General features: G+C 67.4%; 12 protein-coding genes. 3 read left to right on the top strand and 9 right to left on the bottom strand.

Features of this window, described 5'->3' with window-relative positions; genetic code table 11:
* Positions 1-581: 581 nt before the first annotated feature.
* From ACSAMQ_RS05590 to ACSAMQ_RS05580, 3 genes are read right to left on the bottom strand one after another with little or no spacing between them, the layout of a single operon-like run.
* Positions 582-3,383 (bottom strand): AAA family ATPase, encoded by a 2,802-nt coding sequence (locus ACSAMQ_RS05590; RefSeq protein ID WP_435394704.1) that lies wholly within the window; start codon positions 3,381-3,383, stop codon positions 582-584.
* Entirely contained in the window at positions 3,376-4,368 is a 993-nt protein-coding gene (locus ACSAMQ_RS05585) for a hypothetical protein (RefSeq protein WP_435394703.1), read from the bottom strand. The genes ACSAMQ_RS05590 and ACSAMQ_RS05585 overlap by 8 nt, the downstream gene beginning before the upstream one ends.
* Positions 4,365-5,822 (bottom strand): hypothetical protein, encoded by a 1,458-nt coding sequence (locus ACSAMQ_RS05580; RefSeq protein ID WP_435394702.1) that lies wholly within the window; start codon positions 5,820-5,822, stop codon positions 4,365-4,367. The genes ACSAMQ_RS05585 and ACSAMQ_RS05580 overlap by 4 nt, the downstream gene beginning before the upstream one ends.
* A 171-nt stretch (positions 5,823-5,993) precedes the next feature.
* Here ACSAMQ_RS05580 and ACSAMQ_RS05575 point away from each other — a divergent pair, with 171 nt between their 5' ends.
* The 3 genes from ACSAMQ_RS05575 (at position 5,994) to ACSAMQ_RS05565 (ending at position 10,098) form a co-directional block, all read left to right on the top strand.
* Positions 5,994-8,042, top strand: coding sequence for an FAD-dependent oxidoreductase (locus ACSAMQ_RS05575; RefSeq protein WP_435394701.1), 2,049 nt, complete (start codon positions 5,994-5,996; stop codon positions 8,040-8,042).
* Positions 8,043-8,826: 784 nt separating this feature from the next.
* Positions 8,827-9,324: a cell wall hydrolase gene (locus ACSAMQ_RS05570; protein WP_435394700.1), complete on the top strand. Its 498-nt coding sequence runs from the start codon at positions 8,827-8,829 to the stop codon at positions 9,322-9,324.
* A gap of 162 nt (positions 9,325-9,486) precedes the next feature.
* Complete coding sequence (locus tag ACSAMQ_RS05565; RefSeq protein ID WP_435394699.1) at positions 9,487-10,098, top strand: glutathione S-transferase N-terminal domain-containing protein; 612 nt, start codon at positions 9,487-9,489, stop codon at positions 10,096-10,098.
* A gap of 231 nt (positions 10,099-10,329) precedes the next feature.
* On the opposite strand, the gene ACSAMQ_RS05560 is transcribed toward ACSAMQ_RS05565, so the two are convergent.
* From ACSAMQ_RS05560 to ACSAMQ_RS05535, 6 genes are all read right to left on the bottom strand, one after another.
* Positions 10,330-10,842: a hypothetical protein gene (locus tag ACSAMQ_RS05560; RefSeq protein WP_435394698.1), complete on the bottom strand. Its 513-nt coding sequence runs from the start codon at positions 10,840-10,842 to the stop codon at positions 10,330-10,332.
* Between the two features lie 290 nt (positions 10,843-11,132).
* A complete protein-coding gene (gene prpC, locus ACSAMQ_RS05555) occupies positions 11,133-12,284 on the bottom strand; it encodes a bifunctional 2-methylcitrate synthase/citrate synthase (RefSeq protein WP_435394697.1) in 1,152 nt (383 codons plus the stop codon).
* A 135-nt stretch (positions 12,285-12,419) separates the two neighbouring features.
* Positions 12,420-13,307 (bottom strand): methylisocitrate lyase, encoded by an 888-nt coding sequence (gene prpB / locus ACSAMQ_RS05550; protein ID WP_435394696.1) that lies wholly within the window; start codon positions 13,305-13,307, stop codon positions 12,420-12,422.
* A 152-nt stretch (positions 13,308-13,459) separates the two neighbouring features.
* Positions 13,460-14,509 (bottom strand): suppressor of fused domain protein, encoded by a 1,050-nt coding sequence (locus ACSAMQ_RS05545; protein ID WP_435394695.1) that lies wholly within the window; start codon positions 14,507-14,509, stop codon positions 13,460-13,462.
* A 116-nt stretch (positions 14,510-14,625) separates the two neighbouring features.
* Positions 14,626-16,536, bottom strand: a complete 1,911-nt coding sequence (gene prpE / locus ACSAMQ_RS05540) for a propionate--CoA ligase (protein ID WP_435394694.1) — start codon at positions 16,534-16,536, stop codon at positions 14,626-14,628.
* Positions 16,537-17,558: 1,022 nt separating this feature from the next.
* The gene (locus ACSAMQ_RS05535) at positions 17,559-19,922 is read right to left on the bottom strand and encodes a TonB-dependent receptor (protein WP_435394693.1); all 2,364 of its coding nucleotides are present in this window, start codon (positions 19,920-19,922) and stop codon (positions 17,559-17,561) included.
* Positions 19,923-19,964 lie beyond the last annotated feature (42 nt).

The raw sequence follows: 19,964 nt of genomic DNA, 5'->3' as shown, positions 1-19,964 counted from the left end.
TTCGGTCCGGGCCGGCGATAAACCGCGGGCAATAAAAAAGCACCCTTGCGGGTGCTCTGTTCTGGTGTGGCTTCGACCGGTCGATTACATCGACCCGGGACCGAAGATCACAGGAGGCAGGCGCACCCGGCCCGCGCTCTCGCGCTGGGCTTGCAGCGATATCAGTAGCGGGAACGACTTCATGGGTGCGGTGCGACTGCGGTTTTGGGTGTGCATAGAGTAAGGCCGGAGAGGCAGGAGTCAATTGGTCCAGGCTCCGGATCGGTGGGATTTATCGTTCCACCTGATGCACGAAGGCGCAGCACGTCGGCGGTCGGCGCGTAGTCGTGGGCGCGAGCGATTCCGGCACGCGGGCCGTCGCCCCTTTGCAGAGGGGCGAACGTCGGCGCGAACTTCGCGGCGCGAGGGCGGCGGCTTTGGATTCTCGCGTGGAAGAGCAAAAGCGGGCCCCTGCCTCTTTCAGAGAGGGGAACAGCAGCAGAGGCAGCGAGCCGATGAACTGCTCCACTTTGCCCAGTGGGAACGGCAGAAGCCACGGGAATGTCGGGCAACAAAAACGAGGCGGCAGTGCCGCCTCGCGATTACGCCGCCTTGTCTTCGAGTTTACGCTTGAGCACGGCCACGGCTTCGGCCCAGGGGCTGCCGCCGCGGCGCTTGCTGGTCGCCAACACCAGGTCCGAGGGTTCGAACACGTTGAGGTTATGAGTGATCGGCGTGGTCAGGATGTACTGCGCATCGGTGGCGCGCAGGAAGCGGCCGACCTTCTCGATGTTGAACACGTCCAGGTGGGCGAAGGGTTCGTCGATGAAGACGAAGCCGCCCGGCTGGTCTTCATCGCGCAACAAAGCCACCAGCAGCAACAGGGACTTCATCACCTGCTGTCCGCCCGAGGCTTCGCCGTCGTCGAGGCCGATCCAGCCCTTGCGGTCGAAGTCGAAACGCACCGACAGGCCGGCCTGGGCCAGGGCGACGTCGTCGTTGGCCAGTTCGGGCATGTCGGCGTCGACGCCGATGCCGGCGAGTTCGCCGAGCGCGGCGAGGTTCTTCTTGTAGCGGCGCACGGTGGCGCGCAAGACGTTGATGTAGGCGCCACGTGCTTCCTGGGTCAGGCGCTTGGCGCGCTCCAGGTGCGATTCGCGACGGCCGATGGAGTTCTCCAGTTCGCCGTGGTCGGCCGCGATCTTGTCGCGCAGCGGGATGCAGGATTCGTCGTCGACGAAACCGCCGCGGGCCAGGCGGTCGTCCATGCGTTCGATCTCGCGACGCACCGCCGAAGCGCTTTCGTACTCTTCGCGGGCGGCGGCGAGCGCGGCGGCGCTGCGCCAGGCCTGCGGCATCATCGCGCGCTTGCGGCGATAGTCGAGGATGCGCTGGATCAGGCTCTGGCGCTCGCCGTTGATCTGCTGGGCGCGTTCGCGCAGTTCGCGGGCGAGCGCGTCGATCTGGCCCTGGCGCTTGGCCGCGGCGATGCCTTCGGCCTTGTCCTGTTCGGCGGCCTCGTCGATCCTGGCGCGCGCCAGCGCCAGCGCCGCGGCGGCTTCGGCGGCGGCTTCGGCCAGGCCGGGCAGCCGTGCCTGGGCATCGGCGAATTCGGCCGCGCGAGTGACCAGTTCCTGCGCCGCATCGAGTCCCATCAGGCGCGATTGCTCGGCGTCGACGCGCTGGCTCAGTTCCTGCAGCTCCGCTTCGCGCGACTGGCTGCGCTGGGCGATCGTCGCGAGTTCGGCGCGCAGCTCGGCCAGGTGCGACTGGCGCGCGCCGGTACCGAAGTGGTGCTGGGTGCCGCCGATATGGCGGCCGCCGCGGCTTTCGCGCAGATAGCCCTTCTGGGTGATCCAGTCCTGCCCGGCCGGCAGGCGCGAGCCGTGCTCGATGTCGGTGACCCGGCGGATGCGGTCGAGCTGGCGCGGCAACCACGCCGGTGGGTCGGCCGAGAAGCGCACCACTTCGAGCAGGGTGCCAGCGCCGGCTTTCGGCACCGGCGCGCGTTCGGCGACGATGAAGTGGCGGTACTGCTGGCTCTCGCCGAGCTTCCAGGCGGCGCGCGCGTCCTTGGGATTCTCCAGCACGAGCAGGTGCCGGTACGGCGCGAGCACCGCTTCGACCGCGACCGACCATTGCGGGTCGGTGATCTCGACCAGTTCGGTCAGGACGTGGTGCTTGATGCCGGCTTGGTCGAGCCCGGCCCGGAAATCGCGCTCGAACGGCTCGACGATGCGGCCGCCGCCGCTGAGGGCGGCGATCTGCGCGGAAATCTCGCCGCTGCGCTTGCGGTCGCGTTCGACTTCGAGCTTGAGCTCGGCCTGGCGGCGACGGCCGTTCTCGACGCTGGCGCTGAGCGCTTCGACGTCGATGGCGCCGCGCTGCGCCTGCAGCTTGGCCAGCTCGTCGCGGCGCTTGACCAGCATCTCGGCGTCGCGCGCGGCGTCGCGCGCCTGGGTGAAGGCCTGTTCGCTGGCGGTCACCTGCCGGCGCGCTTCGCGCATGGCCTCCTGCAACACGTCGCGGCCGGTCGCGGCGATGGCGTCCTGCGCGCGCATCTCTTCAAGCACCCGCTCGCGTTCGCGCAAAGCGCGACGCAGGCCGGTCAGGCGCGGCTTGGCGCCGTCGATCACCGCGCGCTGGTCGGCCAGCTCGACCTTGGGCGCGATCTCGCTTTCCAGGCGCTGGCGCTGATTGCGCAGCGCATTGCCTTCTTCGAACGAACGCACGTCGGCCTTGGCCGACTCCAGGCGCAGATGCAGACCGGCCAGGTCCTGGCCGAGTTGCTGCAACTCCTTCTCGACGTCGAACTGCTCGGTGCGGGCGCGCTGGTAGTCGTCGAGCACGGCCTTGTCTTCGAACACGTCGAAGATCAGCTGCAGCAGGTCGCGCGGAGAATATTGGCAGAGCTTGTCGGTCGCGCCCTGTTCCAGGGTCAGCACGCGGCAGATCGCGCGGGTCAGGCCGGCACCGGCCAGGCGCACGCGATAGTCGCGCACGCCGAGCCATTCGCCGCCCTGCTCCAGAGTCTCCACCGGGGTGTCGCCGGCCACGATCTGGTAGTCGCGGCTCCAGTCGCCGCCGCGCTTGCGGATGCGGCAGGCCAGGGTGACCACGTCGTCCTTGATCGGGAAGAACGGCCGGCCGCCGCGCCGGTCGGGGCGGTTGCTGACCACCGCGCGCAACCAGGCATAGGGTTTGCCGTTGTGGCGCAGATAGGTCTTGTAGTCGCGCGCGGTGTCGCGATCCTCGATCGCCAGCAGGGTGCGCAGCGCATCGAGCAAGGTGGTCTTGCCCGAACCGTTCGGGCCGACCACGGTAACGATCGAAGCGTCCAGCGGCAGTTGGAAGCGCTGCCAATAATCCCAGTGCACGAGTTCCAGCGAGCGGAATTCAAACATCGGCCGCGGCCTCCTCGTCGTGCTTCGGTCGGGTCGACCCGGTTACTTCGTCTTCGTTGCCGGGGTCGGCCGCGTCGTCGTTTGCGTCGTCGCTTGCGGCCGGCTCGGCGTCCGCAGCGACCGTTTCGATTTCGAGATCCACTTCGGCGTCGGCGTCGACACCGTGGTCATCGATCTGCGACGCCGGCTCGGCGCCGCCCTCGTTCGAAGCCGTGGAGTCGTATTCGGCGTTCGCCTCGGCATAAGTGTCGAGGTCGGAATAGATGCCGGCTTCGATGTCGGCCAGCAACGCCGCATCGGCCTCGGCTTCGGCCGCGCTCTCGCCTTCGGGCTCCGCCGGGTCGCCGCGGTAGTGGCGCGCCTCGGCGACGACGAAGGACAGCGCGCCGTTCATGACGCGGCCGGCGATGCGTTCGTAATCCAGGGCCAGGTCCAGCAACGGTCCCTCGTGGATCCGCTCCTTGCGGCGGACGATGAAGCCCTGCCGCGCCAGCGAACCCAGGTTGAACTGGATCCGGGTCTTGCCCCCGAGCTTCTCGCCGAAATCGGCGAGCAAGGTGCGCTCGTTGATCGGTTCGACCACTTCGGCGCCCACCGGGATCGGCTTGAGCTCGGCGAACATCTGCTCCTGGTCCTGGTCGCGGTCGGCCTGCTGGCGCGCGATCTGGCGCTGGCGCTTGGGCAGCACCAACAGCGCCCACAGCACCACCAACAGCGCGATCGCGTCGCGGTCGAGTTGCAGGTTGGTCGAGGACCAGGCCTTGGCGCTGCCGAACACCGCCGATTCCTGCGGGCGGGCGATGCCGACCGCGATGTTGGCGGCGTAGGGGTGTTCGAGCAGGCGCAGGCCCGACGCGGCGAGGCGGCGGTCGAGGTCGTTGCGCTGTTCGGCGTCGGTCAGCAGTTCGCGGACCGCGACGTCATCGCGCGGCAGCCAACGCTCGGCGATCAGCCGCGCGATCAGAGAGGCGATAGGATCGTTCATCGGGTGTCTGCGGTGTCCTTGGTCGCTTTGGCGCGTTTGCCCGCAGGCGCGGCGCCGCGCCCGGAGGCGGTCTTCTTGGGTTTGGACGCGGCCTGGCTTGCGTGCGTGGACGCTTCGCCGCCGTCGGGGGTTTCGTGTTTCGTCGTGCGCTTGCGCGGCGCGCGCGCAGCCAGGCGCATTTCCTCGGTGATCGCTTCGAGCCGGCCGCGGCTCATGTAGGCCACGCCGGCGCGGTCGACGGGCTCGAACTCGGGTTCGACCCGCCACGCCAGCGGCAGCCGCGCCATCGAAGCGCTGACGCCGTTGCGGTTCTCGGCGCCGGGGTCGCCGATCAGGCCGAGCAAGGACAGGCGATAGGCGCTGAGCGAGAAGCTGTCCTGCGGCACCACGTCGATCAGCGCGGCGGCATCGCCGCTCAGCGCGGTCAACTCGTCCAGCCAGCGTTCGGCGAACTGGAAGTCGGTGGCCGCGGCCGGGGAGGCGTCGGTATCGGGCGCGGCCTGCGCCGGCGGCAGGGACTGGTCTTCGCGCGCTTCGCGTTCGCGTTCGACCAGTTCGTACTCGGCCACGTCGAGCGCGATCGGCGCCAGCATGAAGGCCGGGATCGCCGAACGCGCGAGCACGTCGTCGGCATGCGCGGCGAGCGCCTCGATGTCGAGCCCGCGCAAATAGCGGTTGACGTCCGAAGACGACAGGCCGCTCGCGCCGAGGTGCACGCGATGGCGGTCGAGCTGGCTCAGCGCGCGCTGGAACACCGAGGCCTGGCGCAGCATCGCGCTCTGGGCGCGGCCGATCTGCTGGGCGACGCGGTGGGTGTGGCTGTCGAGCTCGGCGTCCGAGGAAATCTCCTCGACGATCTCGGTGCCCTTCTCGATCCAGCGCCAGGCCGACTGCAAGGTGCCGGCGGCGCGCTGGATGCGGTGTTCGGAACCGCTCAGCACCGCCTGGTCGAAGTCCTCGCGCAACTCGTTGAGGCGCGACAGCAGGTGCTGCAGATCGTCCGAACGCACCCGGCCGACCGCCTGGCCGGCGGCGATCTGCGCGGTGACGTAGGCCAGCTCGTCGCCTTCGCGGTTGAACTGCAGCAGCAGGCCGATCGAGGCCAGCGCCTGGCGCCCGACCGGGCTGATCCGGTAACGCTGGGTTTCGCCGTCCCACAGCAACAGGTCGTTCTCGCGCAGGCGGCCGATCACGGTGTCGAACTTGACCGGGTCGAGGTAGCCGAAGTGTTCGCGCAGTTCCTGCGGCGACCAGTCCGGCGCCTGGCCGCGTTCGCCGATGGCGCGCAGCACCAGCAGCCGCACCATCACCGACTCCTCGCCGCCGTGGAACAGGGTCGAGAACGCGCGCAGCAGATCGCGCGCGCCCAGCAGCGGCTGCAGGTCGGGCAGGTCGGCGGCGACGATGTCGGCGCGCAGATAGTCCTGGAGGCTGGGTTCTGGGGCGGCGTCCATGGATTCGGGACTGCAAGAGGTCGGGCATGTTCGGCGATGGGTCCGGTCCGTGACAACCGTTGCAATCCGCCGCGTTCGGTGCCTGTCCTCTCGCCGCTTTGACGCGGACCTTGAATTGGCACGGCTTTCGCGGCATCGTGCACAATCCATACGCCAGCGTATCCAGCCAGCATGTCCACGGCCGCCAGCAACCCCGCCCCGCATCCGCTCTATCCGCAGCTGTTCGCACCGCTGGACCTGGGCTTCTGCACCCTGCCCAACCGCGTGCTGATGGGCTCGATGCACACCGGCCTGGAAGACAAGGCCGCCGACTTTCCCAAGCTGGCGGCCTATTTCGGCGAGCGCGCCGCCGGCGGAGTCGGCCTGATCGTCACCGGCGGCTTCGCCCCGAACGTCGTCGGCTGGCTCAAGCCTTTCGGCGGCAAGCTCAGCTGGCCGTGGGAAACCGCTAAGCACCGCCAGGTGACGAAGGCCGTCCACGCGCACGGCGGGCGCATCTGCATGCAGATCCTGCACGCCGGGCGCTACGGTTATCACCCGCTGCAGGTCGCGCCGAGCAAGCTCAAGGCGCCGATCAACCCGTTCACTCCGCGTGCGCTGTCGGCCGGCGGGGTCGAGCGCCAGATCAAGGCCTTCGTGCGCACCGCCCGGCTCGCCCGCGAGGCCGGCTACGACGGCGTCGAGGTGATGGGTTCGGAAGGCTATCTGCTCAACCAGTTCACCGTGCCGCGCACCAACAAGCGCAAGGACGCCTGGGGCGGCGACACCGCCCAGCGCATCCGCTTCTGCGTCGAGATCGTGCGCCGCATCCGCGAAGCCTGTGGGCCGGACTTCATCATCATCTACCGCCTGTCGATGATCGACCTGGTCGAGGAAGGCTCCAGCTGGGCCGACGTGCTCGTGCAGGCCAAGGCCATCGAAGCCGCCGGCGCGACCCTGATCAACACCGGCATCGGCTGGCACGAAGCGCGGGTGCCGACCATCGCCACCTCGGTGCCGCGCGGCGCCTTCACCGGCATCACCGCGCGGCTCAAGCCCGAAGTCGGCCTGCCGCTGATCACCACCAACCGCATCAACATGCCCGAGGTGGCCGAGCGCATCCTCGCTGCGGGCGAGGCCGACATGGTGTCGATGGCGCGGCCGCTGCTGGCCGATTCGCAGTGGGTGGCCAAGGCGCGCGCGCAGCGCAGCGCCGACATCAACACCTGCATCGGCTGCAACCAGGCCTGCCTGGACCACGTGTTCCAGAACAAGCACGCCAGCTGCCTGGTCAACCCGCGCGCCTGCGCCGAGACCGAGCTGAACTACCTGCCGACCCGCGCGCCCAAGCGCATCGCCGTGGTCGGCGCCGGCCCGGCCGGCCTGGCCTGCGCGACGGTCGCGGCCGAGCGCGGCCACCGCGTGACCCTGTTCGACGCCGCCGACGAGATCGGCGGCCAATTCAACCTCGCCAAGAAGATCCCCGGCAAGGAAGAGTTCTACGAAACCCTGCGCTACTTCGGCGGCAAGCTCGAGCAGACCGGGGTCGAGTTGCGCCTGCGCACGCGCGCCGACGCGGCCGCGCTGGCCGGCTTCGACGAGGTGGTGCTGGCGACCGGCATCGCCCCGCGCCAGGTGAATTTCCCTGGCGCCGATCACCCCAAGGTCTGTTCCTATCTCGACGTGCTCAAGGGCCAGGTGGTGCCGGGCAAACGGGTGGCGATCATCGGTGCCGGCGGCATCGGCTTCGACGTCGCCGAGTACCTGGTCCACGAAGGCGCTTCGGTCAGCCTGGACCCGGCCCGCTGGCGCGCCGAATGGGGCGTCGACCTGGGCTACGGCGACAACCGCGGCGGCCTGGTCGCGCCGCGGCCGGAGCCGCCGGCGCGCGAGGTCTGGCTGCTGCAGCGCAGTCCCGGCAAGCCCGGGGCGAAGCTCGGCAAGACCACCGGCTGGATCCACCGCGCCACCCTCAAGGCCAAGCAGGTGCGGATGATCGGCGGGGTCGAATACGTCGGCGTCGACGACGCAGGCTTGCGCATCCGCGTCGACGGCAGCGAGCAGTTGCTGCCGGTCGACCAGGTGGTGATCTGCGCCGGCCAGGAACCCTTCAAGCCGCTGGCCGCGGCGCTCGCCCACGGCCGCAAGCCGGTACACGTGATCGGCGGCGCCGACGTGGCCGCCGAACTCGACGCCAAGCGGGCGATCGACCAAGGCAGCCGTCTTGCGGCTGCCTTGTAAGAAAGAACCGCAGCAGCCGTCTTGCGGCTGCCTTGTAAGAGAGAGCCGCAGCAGCCGTCTTGCGGCTGCCTTGTAAGGAAGAGCCGCAGCAGCCGTCTTGCGGCTGCCTTGTAAGAAAGAACCGCAGCAGCCGGCATGCGGCTGCGTTATGGCCAGACATCGAAGCGCCGAGTCGCCGCTTCCCTGCGGCGATACATATATATGTCTGTGGCGTCGCGATCAGCGGCCGCAGCCGGCCGCCATACAGACCCGGAACGCTTGCCTGGATCGCAACGCCGCCGCCCCACGGGTCGTGGTCGCGGCTTGCGCCGCTCCTACCCCTGGGGTTCGAAAGCGGCCGGACAGGGCCGAATCCAGCCGATTGCCGAGTCCACCCGGGGCCGGAGACGCCAAATCGACGCTGTGGGCTGCCTGTTCCGGGCCGAATCATGAACAGCTGAGACGATCCGGGCACGGTTCGTGCCGGGCTGAAGCCCAATGAAACCAAGGGCCTAAGGCCTATTCAGAATAAAAACTCCAACTAATTTAGAAACTTAGAAATTGTCATTCAGGGTTTGTTTGGCAAGCCGTCGCTACCTTGCGCCAACTTTTCCGCCACCCCTGCAGAGGTGGCATCCCACACCGCCCGCGTCGGACACGACACGGTTCCCGGTGACGGGGCAAAGCGCGCCGTAGAGCCGCCGCCCTCCCCAGTACGCCATGCGGCCTCACCGCTGTCGCCATCTCCCGTTCCATGGAGATGGAAGACGAAGTGCGGCCAGCGCAACGGAGCAAGGAGTCAACGATGAAACTGGCCTGGATCCTGTGGTTGGCCTCGGTATTGCCGCCACAAACCGCCGATTCGCTGTGTTTGAGCACCACCGTGTACCTGGAAGCCCGCGATCAGTCCCTGCGCGGCCAGCAAGCCGTCGCCGAGGTCGCCCTGCGCCGTCGCGACAGCGGCCTGTGGGGCTCCACGGTCTGCCAGGTGGTCACCGCCAACAAGCAGTTCGCCCCCAGCCTGGTCTCGCCGGGCACGCGTCTGAGCAACAGCGAGGCCTGGACCGAGTCGGTCAACGTCGCCCTGGCCGCCGAACGCAACTGGGCCCTGCCGGCCGGTCAGCGCAAGGAAATCGTGCCGGGCGCGAGCCACTTCGCCGCCCTGGCGATCGCCAGCCCGTCCTGGCGCAACGCCTACCAGGTCGCGACCATCGGCGACCACACCTTCTACAAGGTGCAGAAGCTCAAGCCGCGCCGCGTCATCGCCGAGGCCGAGTTGCCCAAAGGCGTCAGCAAGGGCTGACGCCGCTGAAGATCGAAAGCGCCGGCGAAGGCCGGGGCCGCGTTCGCGGCCGGCCCATGGCGCCGGTGTCGTAACGCTCCGTTGCAGTCTCCTCCTTGAGGATACGAAGCAGGTCGGTGATAGTCGCCGACCTGCTTTTTTTCTTTCATGGAGGCGTTAAGCATGAAGCTCTACAGCAAGCCCGGCGCGTGTTCGACCGCCGACCATATCGCCCTGCAGTGGACCGGCGGCGCGTTCGAAGTCGAGGTGATGGACAAGGACTCGATGAAGGCGCCCGCCTTTCTCGCCATCAATCCGGCCGGTGCGGTGCCGGCGGTGGTCGATGGCGATTTCGTGCTGACCCAGAACGCCGCGATCATGGGCTACATCGCGGACAATTTTCCGCAGGCGCGACTCTCCGGCGACGGCAGTGCGCAGCAACACGCCGAAGCCGCGCGTTGGCTGGCCTTCGTCAACTCCGACGTGCATCCGGCATTCCTGCCGATTTTCGCGCCGGGCAAGTTCCATCCCGATCCGACGCAAGCCGACACCCTGCGCCAACACGCACGCGAACGCCTGCGCGGCCTGTATGCCACGGCCGACCAGCGCCTGGCCGATCGCGAGTGGATCGCCGGCTTCCGCAGCTACGCCGATCCCTATCTTTACATCACCCTGCGCTGGGCCGATTCGGTCAAGGTCGACCTGTCCGGCTACGAGCACCTGGCGGCATTCAAGCGCCGCATGGAAGCCGACGCCGGCGTGCAGGCGGCATTGAAGGCCGAAGGCCTGCTGTAAGAGGCAGGAGCGGTCGCACCGCTTTGGGGTAGGAGCGGCGCGAGCCGCGTCAGGCGAAGCGGCGCGGCCGCAATACGATAGGCAACGCGCGGGAACGAGCATCGGCGCCCACGTCTGCGGCCGCACGCACGAACGATATCGCCATCGATCGAAAGATCGCGGTCGCGGCTTGCGCCGCTCCTACCCTTTAGATCATCGCTCCAGGAACAGGCGACACAAACCGTCTTACGATCAAACCCCGGCGGCGAAGCGGTCTTCGATCTCGGCGGCGATGTTGTCCTTGCGCACCTTGGCCAGGGCGGCGCTGAGGTCGGGCAGCAACTCGGCGAGTTCTTCGCTGTTGCCGCAACGCTCGATCTTCAACTGCAGGAAATAACCGCGCAGACCGAGATGCTCGCGCACGGTCTCGCTCATCAGCGTGTACAGCGTCTGGTAACGCTGCGCGGCGTCCTCCGCCGATAGCGGCGGCGGTGCGGCGGCGAAGGCGATGCCGGGGGTCGGCGCATGCGCGGTCATGGTCGCGGCCACGGCTGCCGACGAGGCGATCAGGCCCATCGCTTCCAATTGCTCGAGGGCATCGGTCGGCCCGTGCAGGCTGCCGATCAGGTCGCGCAGATGGCGCACGCTGCGGTCGCCGTCGACGATCAGCAGGATCGAACGCAAGACCGGCGGCAATTTGCGCGAGCGGTTCTGGATTTCGTCCCGACCGTCGTTGGTCTTAACCGGCATATCGCTGTCGCGCATGGTATTCCCCGTGTTGAATCCCGTCGCACGACGGAGGTCCGAGGCCGGAGGGCGCGGCGTGTATTCCCCAGGCCATGCGCATGCGCGCGGCCACGCCGTCGTCCTCCCGGCTGGTCCGGGACTATGCCATGTCGCAGCATGACGTTTCTGTGTCGTATTCGACGTTAGTCGTATACGGCAATCGCTACGCTGGGCGCCGCGCGCGCAAACGAAAAGGCCAGGCTCGAAGCCTGGCCTTTTGCGTGGCCGTCCTGCGTTTAAGCCGCCGGCGCGAAGCCGGCAGCCGGGGCTCAACGCTGCTCGATAGGCACGTAGGCGCGGTCTTCCGGACCGGTGTAGTTCGCGCTCGGGCGGATGATCTTGCCGTCCTCGCGCTGCTCGATCACGTGCGCGCTCCAACCGGTGGTGCGGGCGATCACGAACAGCGGCGTGAACATCGGCGTCGGGATGCCCATCATGTGATAGGCCGAGGCCGAGTACCAATCCAGGTTCGGGAACATCTTCTTCAGGTCCCACATCAGGTTCTCGATGCGCTCGCTGACCTCGAACAGGGTTTGGTTGCCGCCTTCCTTGCACAGGCTGCGCGAGAGTTCCTTGATGATCGGGTTGCGCGGATCGCCGACCGTATAGACCGGGTGGCCGAAGCCGATCACGATTTCCTTGCGCTCCACGCGGGCGCGGATGTCGGCCTCTGCGGCATCGGCGTCGCCGTAGCGCGAGATGATGTCCATCGCGACTTCGTTGGCGCCGCCGTGCTTGGGCCCGCGCAGCGCGCCGATCGCGCCGGTGATGCACGAATGCAGGTCCGACCCGGTGCCGGCGATGACGCGCGCGGTGAAGGTCGAGGCGTTGAACTCGTGCTCGGCGTACAGGATCAGCGACTTGTCGAGCGCGTCGGCGTGCAGCGCGCTCGGCGGCTCGCCGTGCAGCAGGTGCAGGAAGTGCGCGGCGACGCTGTCGTCGTCGGTCTCGCAGTCGATGCGGCGGCCGTTGCGGGTGAAATGCCACCAGTACAGCAGCATCGAACCGAAGCTGGCGATCAGGCGGTCGGCGATGTCGCGCGCTTCGGACGCGACGTGGCCTTCGCGCTCGGGCAGCACGGTGCCGAGCACCGAACAGCCGGTGCGCAGCACGTCCATCGGATGCGCGTTGGCCGGCACCAGTTCGAGCGCATCGGTGACGATCGCCGGCAGCCCACGCAGGCGCTTGAGCTTGGTCTTGTAGGCCTTGAGCTGCGAAGCCGTCGGCAGCGCCCTGTGCACCAGCAGGTGCGAGACCTCCTCGAAGGTCGACTGGGTCGCCAGGTCGTGGATGTCGTAGCCGCGGTAATGCAGATCGTTGCCGCTGCGGCCGACGGTGCACAGGGCGGTATTGCCCGCGGCGGTGCCGCTGAGGGCCACGGATTTCTTGGGCTTGGGCAGGGTCTGTTGCGTATCGCTCATGGTCCGTCCTCGATGAAGTTTTCTGTTGTTCCTTGTTCCCTGTCCCGCTCGCGGGAAGAGAACCAAACATCTATCCCGCTTGCCGGAGAAGAAAAATCGAATACCCCTCCCGCGTCGGGAGAAGGGAGAATCGGCTCAACCGTTCTTCTTGGCGAACAGCGCGTCGAGCTTGCCTTCGAAGGCGTGGTAGCCGATGCGGTCGTACAGCTCTTCGCGGGTCTGCATCGTGTCGACCACGTTCTTCTGGTGGCCGTCGCGGCGGATCGCCTGGTAGACGTTCTCGGCGGCCTTGTTCATGGCCCGGAACGCCGACAGCGGATACAGCTGGATGGCGACCCCGGCCGAGGCCAGTTCGTCGCGGGTGAACAACGGGGTCTGGCCGAATTCGGTGATGTTGGCCAGCACCGGCACCTTGACCGCATCGACGAAGCGGCGGTAGGTCGGCAGGTCGTAGGCGGCCTCGGCGAAGATGCCGTCGGCGCCGGCTTCGACGCAGGCGATCGCGCGTTCGATCGCGGCATCGACGCCGTCGACCGCGATCGCGTCGGTGCGCGCGATCAGGAAGAACCCGGGATCGGTCTTGGCGTCGGCCGCGGCCTTGACCCGGTCGACCATTTCGTCGGCCGGGACGATCTCCTTGCCCGGGCGATGACCGCAACGCTTGGCGCCGACCTGGTCCTCAATGTGGCAGCCGGCCGCGCCGGCCTTGATCAGCGACTTGACCGTGCGCTCGATGTTGAACGCGCTCGGGCCGAAGCCGGTGTCGATATCGACCAGCAACGGCAGATCGCAGACATCGGTGATGCGGCGCACGTCGATCAGTACGTCTTCGAGCGTGTTGATGCCCAGGTCCGGCAGGCCCAGCGAACCCGCGGCGACGCCGCCGCCGGACAGATAGATCGCGCGATACCCGGCGCGCTTGGCGAGCAGCGCGTGATTGGCGTTGATCGCGCCGATGACCTGCAACGGCGATTCTTCGGCGAGCGCGGCGCGGAACTTCGCGCCTGCGGACAATAAGGTCATCTTGGAACTCCGGAGGGCCCGGGCGGGGCGATCCGGCATTTTAACCCGCCTGCCCCGCTCGCCGATGCCGACCCTGTACCGGCCGCCGCGCCGGCGGCGACCCAGGGCGCATACCGGCGCGCCGGCGCAACTGGCGGTTCGGCCCGGCCCGCTCAGCCGTGCTGGCGGGCGGGCTCCTGGCGCGGTTGGCCTTCGCTCTTGCGGACCACCACTTCCACCGCATCCAGCCCCTCGACCTTGTAGCGCCCTTCCTGGGTGCGCAAACAGGCCACCAGATTGCGCAAAGTCGCCTCGTTCAGGCGCAGATGCAGGGCCTCGCCGTCGGCGTGCGCGCCGTTGCGCGGCGCCGGCTCGAACACGATCCGCGCCGACGGGCCGATCAGGCTGAAGGGCTTGCCGAACGGCAGGCGCAGCGGCAACAGGGCGAGCAGTTCGCCCACTTGGCGCGAGTCCAGCACGATCTCGGTGATCGACTGGCGCAGCAGGCGCTTGTGCTGGCGCCACTCCAGTTGCTCGGTATAGACCATCGCCGAACTGGAGCCTTCCTGCGCGGAACCCTGATGCAGACGCTCGGCAACCTCCGGGTCGTCGACCAGGGACTCGCGATCGAGTTCGGTCACCCACAGCGGCAGGTAATCGAGGAATACGTCCAGCACCCGCAAAGTCGACCAACGCTTGAGCGCGAATTCTTCCTCGTTGGTGATGCCGACCGCCTGCAGGAACTCGACCCGTCCGTTCTCGGTGTCGATCGCCGGCAGTTCCGGATCGGGCGCGAATGCGACCGCCTGGATCCGGGTCGCGGTATCGGCCGCAATCGGGCCGTTGGCATTGAGGTAATGCCCGGCGTTGAACACGTTGCCGCTTTCGAACACGTAGCGGGCGAGGTTCTGCAGGAAATCCGGCACCCAGGCGGGCGGCTCTTCGCTGTCGTCCGGGTTGGCCAGGCGGAAGGTCAACTCGAACCCGAAACCGCTGCGCTGCGGATCGTCGGAGGTCTTGCCGTGCAGTTCGCTCAAACCGTAGGTGACGAAATGCCAGTGCGGCACCGGAATGATGCGCTTATAGGCGCGAATGGCCGCCAAGGGGTCATTGGCGCCGTTGCCGCGGGGGCCGTAGTGCTTGGGCTCCTGACGCAGATACAACCGGCTCAGGGCCCGGTCGATCGCCTCCCAGCCCGGCGCGCTGTCCTGTTCTGCTTCCATTACGCGTTCTGCCTCGCTTTTGGCGATGAGAGCGGACGTACCCGCAGTTGCCGCCGATGCTAACGCGATTGCGGAAAAGGTCGTGTCAAGAAAGCCAATGCCCTCCCGCCCTCCCCTCAGCCGCCGGCGTCGGCCCCGCGCGCCAGGGCGCGACGGACCTCGTCGAGCGCGGCGGGATCGTCGAGGGTGGACAGGTCGCCGGGGTCGCGGTCTTCGGCCAGGGCCTGGATCGAACGCCGCAGCAATTTGCCCGAGCGCGTCTTGGGCAAGGCGTTCACCACGTACACCCGCGCCGGCCGCGCGACCGCGCCGAGCTGCTCGACCACGCAGCGCTGCATGCCGGCCGCGGCGCTGGCCGGATCCTGGTCGGCGGCCTGTTTGAGAGTGGCGAACACCACCGGGACCTGTCCCTTGAGCTCGTCGTGCACACCGATGACCGCGGCTTCGGCGACGCTGGCGTGGCTGGCGACGGACTCCTCGATTTCGCGCGTGCCGAGGCGATGGCCGGCGACGTTGATCACGTCGTCGGTGCGTCCGAGGATGAAGGTGCAGCCATCCTCGTCGCGGATCGCCCAGTCCAGCGAGCTGTACAGCAATTCCTTGAAATGGCCGAAGTAGCTCGACAGGAAACGCGCGTCGTCGTTCCAGACCGTGGTCATGCAGCCCGGCGGCAACGGCGGCACGATCACCAGCACGCCCTTCTCGTGCGGGCCGACGTCGGCGCCGGTGGCTTCGTCGATCACCCGCAGGTGATAGCCCGGCGTCGGCAAGCCCGGCGAACCGAACTTGACCGGCTGCAGATCCAGGCCGGGCATCAGGGACAACACCGGCCAGCCGGTTTCGGTCTGCCAGTAGTTGTCGATGATGGTCTTGCCGATGCCTTCGGTGATCCAGTGCGCGGTCGGTTCGTCGAGCGGCTCGCCGGCGAGGAACAGCCACTGCAGTTTCGACAGGTCGTGCTTCTTCAGCCAGGCGGCGTCCTGCTTCTTCAGCACGCGGATGCCGGTCGGCGAGGACAACATGGTGCGCACGCCGTACTGCTCGCAGATGCGCCACCAAATTCCCGGGTCGGGATTCGTCGGCAACCCTTCGTACAGCACCGAGGTCGCGCCGGCGATCAGCGGGCCGTAGACGTTGTAGGAATGGCCGACCGCCCAGCCGACGTCGGAGGTCGAGAACATCACCTGCCCGGCGCGGATGTCGTAGATCGACCACATCGATAGGGCCAGCGCGACCGCGTAGCCGCCGACGTCGCGCTGCACGCCCTTGGGCTTGCCGGTGGTGCCGGAGGTGTAGAGCAGATAGCTGGGCTCGTTGGATTCGAGCCACTCCACCTCGACCCGGGCGCCGTCGTGTTCGGCGCGCAACGCGGCGTAATCCACGTCGCGCCCGGCGATCAGGTTCGGCGCCGGGTCGAGACCGCGGCTGACGATCAACACCCGCGGCGGGGGCGACTGCGCTTCGGCGCAGGCCGCATCGACCAGGGGCTTGTAGGGAATGAGCTTGCCGCCGCGTATGCCGGCATCGGCGCAGATCAACAGCTTCGGGGTGGCGTCGTCGATGCGCAGCGCCAGGTTGTGCGCGGCGAAACCGCCGAACACCACCGAATGCACCGCGCCGATGCGCGCGCAGGCGAGCATGGCGAACACCGCCTCGGCCATGTTCGGCATGTAGATCACCACGCGGTCGCCGCGGCCGACGCCGAGCGACTTCAGGATCGCGGCGAACGTATTCACTTCGCGATGCAGTTCGGCGTAGCTGACCTCGCGGGTCGACCCGGTTTCGCTGGAGATCGCCACCAGCGCGGCCTGATCGCCGCGCGCTTCGAGATGACGGTCGACCGCGTTGTAGCACAGGTTGGTTTCGCCGCCAGCGAACCAGCGCCGGAATGGCGGCCGCGAATAATCGAGGATCCGTTGCGGCGGCTTGTGCCAGTGGATCGCCTGCGCCTGCTCGGCCCAGAACGCTTCGGGCTGCTCGATCGAGCGGCGGTGGAACGCTTGATAAGACTCGGCCTCGTCACGCATGCGGCTGCCTCGTACGACCTGGGGGCTACCGCTCGCAGGCTAGACCAAGGGGCGGGCGGGTGGCGTTACGACGATGGTCTAGAGGGGTGTGGGTGGGTGTGAACGGGGTTGGTTTCGGCGGCCCGCTTGGGGAGTTCCCTCGGATCGCCGCGGCCCCTGCCCTTGTAGCCGCCTGTTCTCCGCTGCACCCCGGCTTTGGATTTGGCCTTAGCTGTAGCTCCGGCCTTGGCCTTGGCTGTGACCCTGGCTCTCGCTCTGGCTCAGGCTGTGCTGTAGCTGTGCGCAGCCTAGGACTCGCGAAGGCCATGGGAGACCCGGAGGGCGGCCCGCAGGGATGCGGGCCGTTTTTCATCGGGACAGGGATGTCCCGTATGTAGATCCCCGCGGATGCACCGCTCGTGCGGGCCCTTGATTCAAAGAAAAGCATTTTTCTTTGGTTACCTTTCTTTTGTTGCTTTAGACAAAAGAAAGTAACCCGCCGCTTTAGTGGCGGAAGCTTTGGGTTTGATCTTGATCTTTTTGATCTCGATCTTTTTGATCTTGACCTTTTTGATCCTGATCTTTCTTGGGCCGTGCGCCGCAAGACCGCCGCAGCGCGGTCGCGGCTCGCGCCGCTCCTACCCTGAAGGGCTGCGGCTGGCATCGGCGCGATATTGAGAGGTCACGGTCGCGGACCACGCCGCGCCTACAGGGGGTTTGGTTCGCGGTGCTCCTTTCTTCAAGCAAGTGCAAAGCTTTCGCCCGCAAGCGGGCGAGTTACTTTCTTTTGTCATAAGCAACAAAAGAAAGGTAACCAAAGAAAAATGCCTTTCTTTGAATCACAAGCCCGCACACGCGAAGCTGACGCAGGCATGCAACACACGGGACGTCCTTGTCCCGGTGTTGCACGGCGCGCATCCATGCGCGCCGCCCTCCGGGTGTCCTTTGCCTTCGCGAGACTTAGGCTGCGCACAGCCAGAGCCAGAGCCAAGCCGGGCCAAGTCGAGTCGAGTCGAGTCGAGTCGAGCTAAAACCAGAGCGGATCAGAATCGGGCGTCGATGGTCAAAAACACCTGCCGCGGTGCGTTGGCGTGGAAGGCGAAGGTCTTGCCCTGCGGGTCGGAGGCGCTGAAGGCGGTCAGGTTGCTCGCGGTGCGCTTGTCGGTGAGGTTGCTGCCGTTGAGCGCGACCGACCACTGGCGAAACGGGCCCATCGCGCCGAAGGTGTAGCGGGCCGAGGCATCGAAGGTGGTCGAACCGCCGAAGCCGTTGTCGTTGGTGTAGGTGTAGTAGCGCTTGCCGGTGTACTTGCCGCTCAGGCTCAGCAGCCAGGGGCCGCTGCGGTAACTAAGCTCGCTCGACAGCATCTTGTCGGGCACGTCGACCACGCGCTTGTCGCGGGTCTGGATCTCGCGGCCGGCATCGATGTAGTTGTCCTGATAAGTCGACTTGTTCCACGACAAGGCGTTGTACCACTGGAACTGCTCGCTCGGCTTCCAGATGAAGACGAACTCGCTGCCGAGGCTGTCGACCGAGCCGACGTTGAAGAACTTGGTGATGCACTCGGGCCGGGTGCCGGCCTCGATGCTCGAGCATGGGTTCAGCGACAGCAGCCGGTTGTCGAAGCGCACCGCGTACAGGCTCAACGAGGCCTGGTAGGTCTCTCCGACGCGGCGGTAGCCGGCTTCGATCGTGCGCGACTCCTCTGGGTCGAGGCTGTCTTTCTGCGCGTCGAACGCGGCCTGGTTGATCGCCAGCGGGCCGCCGGCGCCGCCGCCGACGAAGGCGGCGACGTTGCGGGTGTAGGCGGCGAACAGTTCCTGGCCTTCCCCGAGCCTGTAGCCGATGCCGAGCTGCGGCAGAAAGCTCTTGTCGGTCTTGAGGCGGCCGGTCGCGTTGGGCACTTCCATGGTCGACGGCGCCACCTGGCGCGCGCGCATGTCGACCTGGGTGCTCTTGGCGCCGATGTCGAGGGTCATGCGCCCGTCGAGCAGGCTGATGGTGTCCTGGAGATAGGCCTGGCGGGTGTTGATGCGGTACTTCTGGAAGAACAGGCGGCGGTCCGGGTCGCGCAGGTAGCGATCGTCGTTGACCGGCCCTTCGATGAAGTAGAAGTTGCGCTGCACGTCGTGATGGTTGCTCTCGTACCAGAAGCCGCCTTCGATGCGGTGGTTGCCGAGCTCCCAGTTCAACGAGGCCATCGCGCCGTAGCGGTTGATGCCGTAGTTGGTGCTGCGGATCGAGATCGGGATCGCCTTGGCGGTGTTCGGGTAGGAGTAGTTGCCCGGCGACCACCAATGGCCCTGGCCGCGGTTGTCGTGGTAGTAGGCCTGCGACTTCAGCTGCACCCCTTCGGCAAGATTGAACTCGCCGGCGAGCGCGGCGAGATGGTCGGTGCGCAGCGCGCGGCTGGCGTAGTAGGCGTCGTCGATGCTGTTGGCCGGGCCGCTGAAGGCGCAGCGCGGGTCGCCGGCCAGGTGCTGGCGCGCCGGCCACGGCCGCGGCGCGCAATAGGCCGCGGCCAGGGCGCGCTGCCAATCGGGCTTGTACAGGTTCCAGTCCCAGCCGGCGCCGCGCGCGAGCAGGCCCTTGGACAGATAGGCGAAGTTGGCCTGGCTGGTCTCGGCGCTGGCCAGGTAGGCGCTGACGCGGTGGCCGTCGCCGAAGTTGTAGACCGCCTTGAGGTTGACCTGGTTCTGGTCCTGGTTGTCGCCCGGTGCCGACCACATGTCGGCGCTGAGGAGCGAACCGGACAGATACATCGAGAAGCCGCCGTGTTCGCCGGTGTCCAGGCGCGCATAGGTGCGGCGGGTCTTGTCGCTGCCGAAAGTCTGGGCCAGGCGCAGGCCGAACCCGGCTTCCGGGTCGGAGGAGAAATACTGCAGGGTCCCGCCGAGGTTGCTGGTCGAGGCGGTGCCGAGCGAACCGACGCCGGCGGCGAGCTCGGCGCCGGCGAGGTTCTCGCCGATCAGCGCGCGGCTGATGCCCAGGCCGTTGTAGTTGCCGTAGCTGTTGTCGCCGAGCGGGATGCCGTCGAGGGTGTAGCCCAACAGGCGCTGGTTGAAGCCGCGCAGGCTGATGGTCTGGGATTCCTCGTTGGCGCCGTAGACGTCGTTGGACTGCACCGAGATGCCGGGCAGCTTGTTGAGGATCTTCTGTGCGCTGGTGCCCGGTGCCGGCAGCTCCAGGTCGGCGCGCTTGATGCGCTGGACCTGGCGGGTCTCGCCCATGCCGATCACCGACACCGCATCGAGCGTGGTCGCGTCGCTGCCGCCGGCATCGGCCGCGGCGCCGAGGGCGCCCGTTTCGGGGGCGCCCGTTTCGAGCTCGGCGGCCTGGGCCGGCAGCATCGCCAGTGCCGACCAGATCGCCAGCACCAGGGTCGGCGTTGCGTGGGCTCGTTTCATTCGCACATCTCCAAAGGGCCATCGATCACGGCCGGCAAGGAT

Origin of the sequence: Lysobacter sp. 1R34A, from assembly GCF_051217035.1 — a bacterium.
Lineage (GTDB): Bacteria > Pseudomonadota > Gammaproteobacteria > Xanthomonadales > Xanthomonadaceae > Lysobacter.
This window is presented reverse-complemented; position numbering and strand designations above follow the sequence as displayed.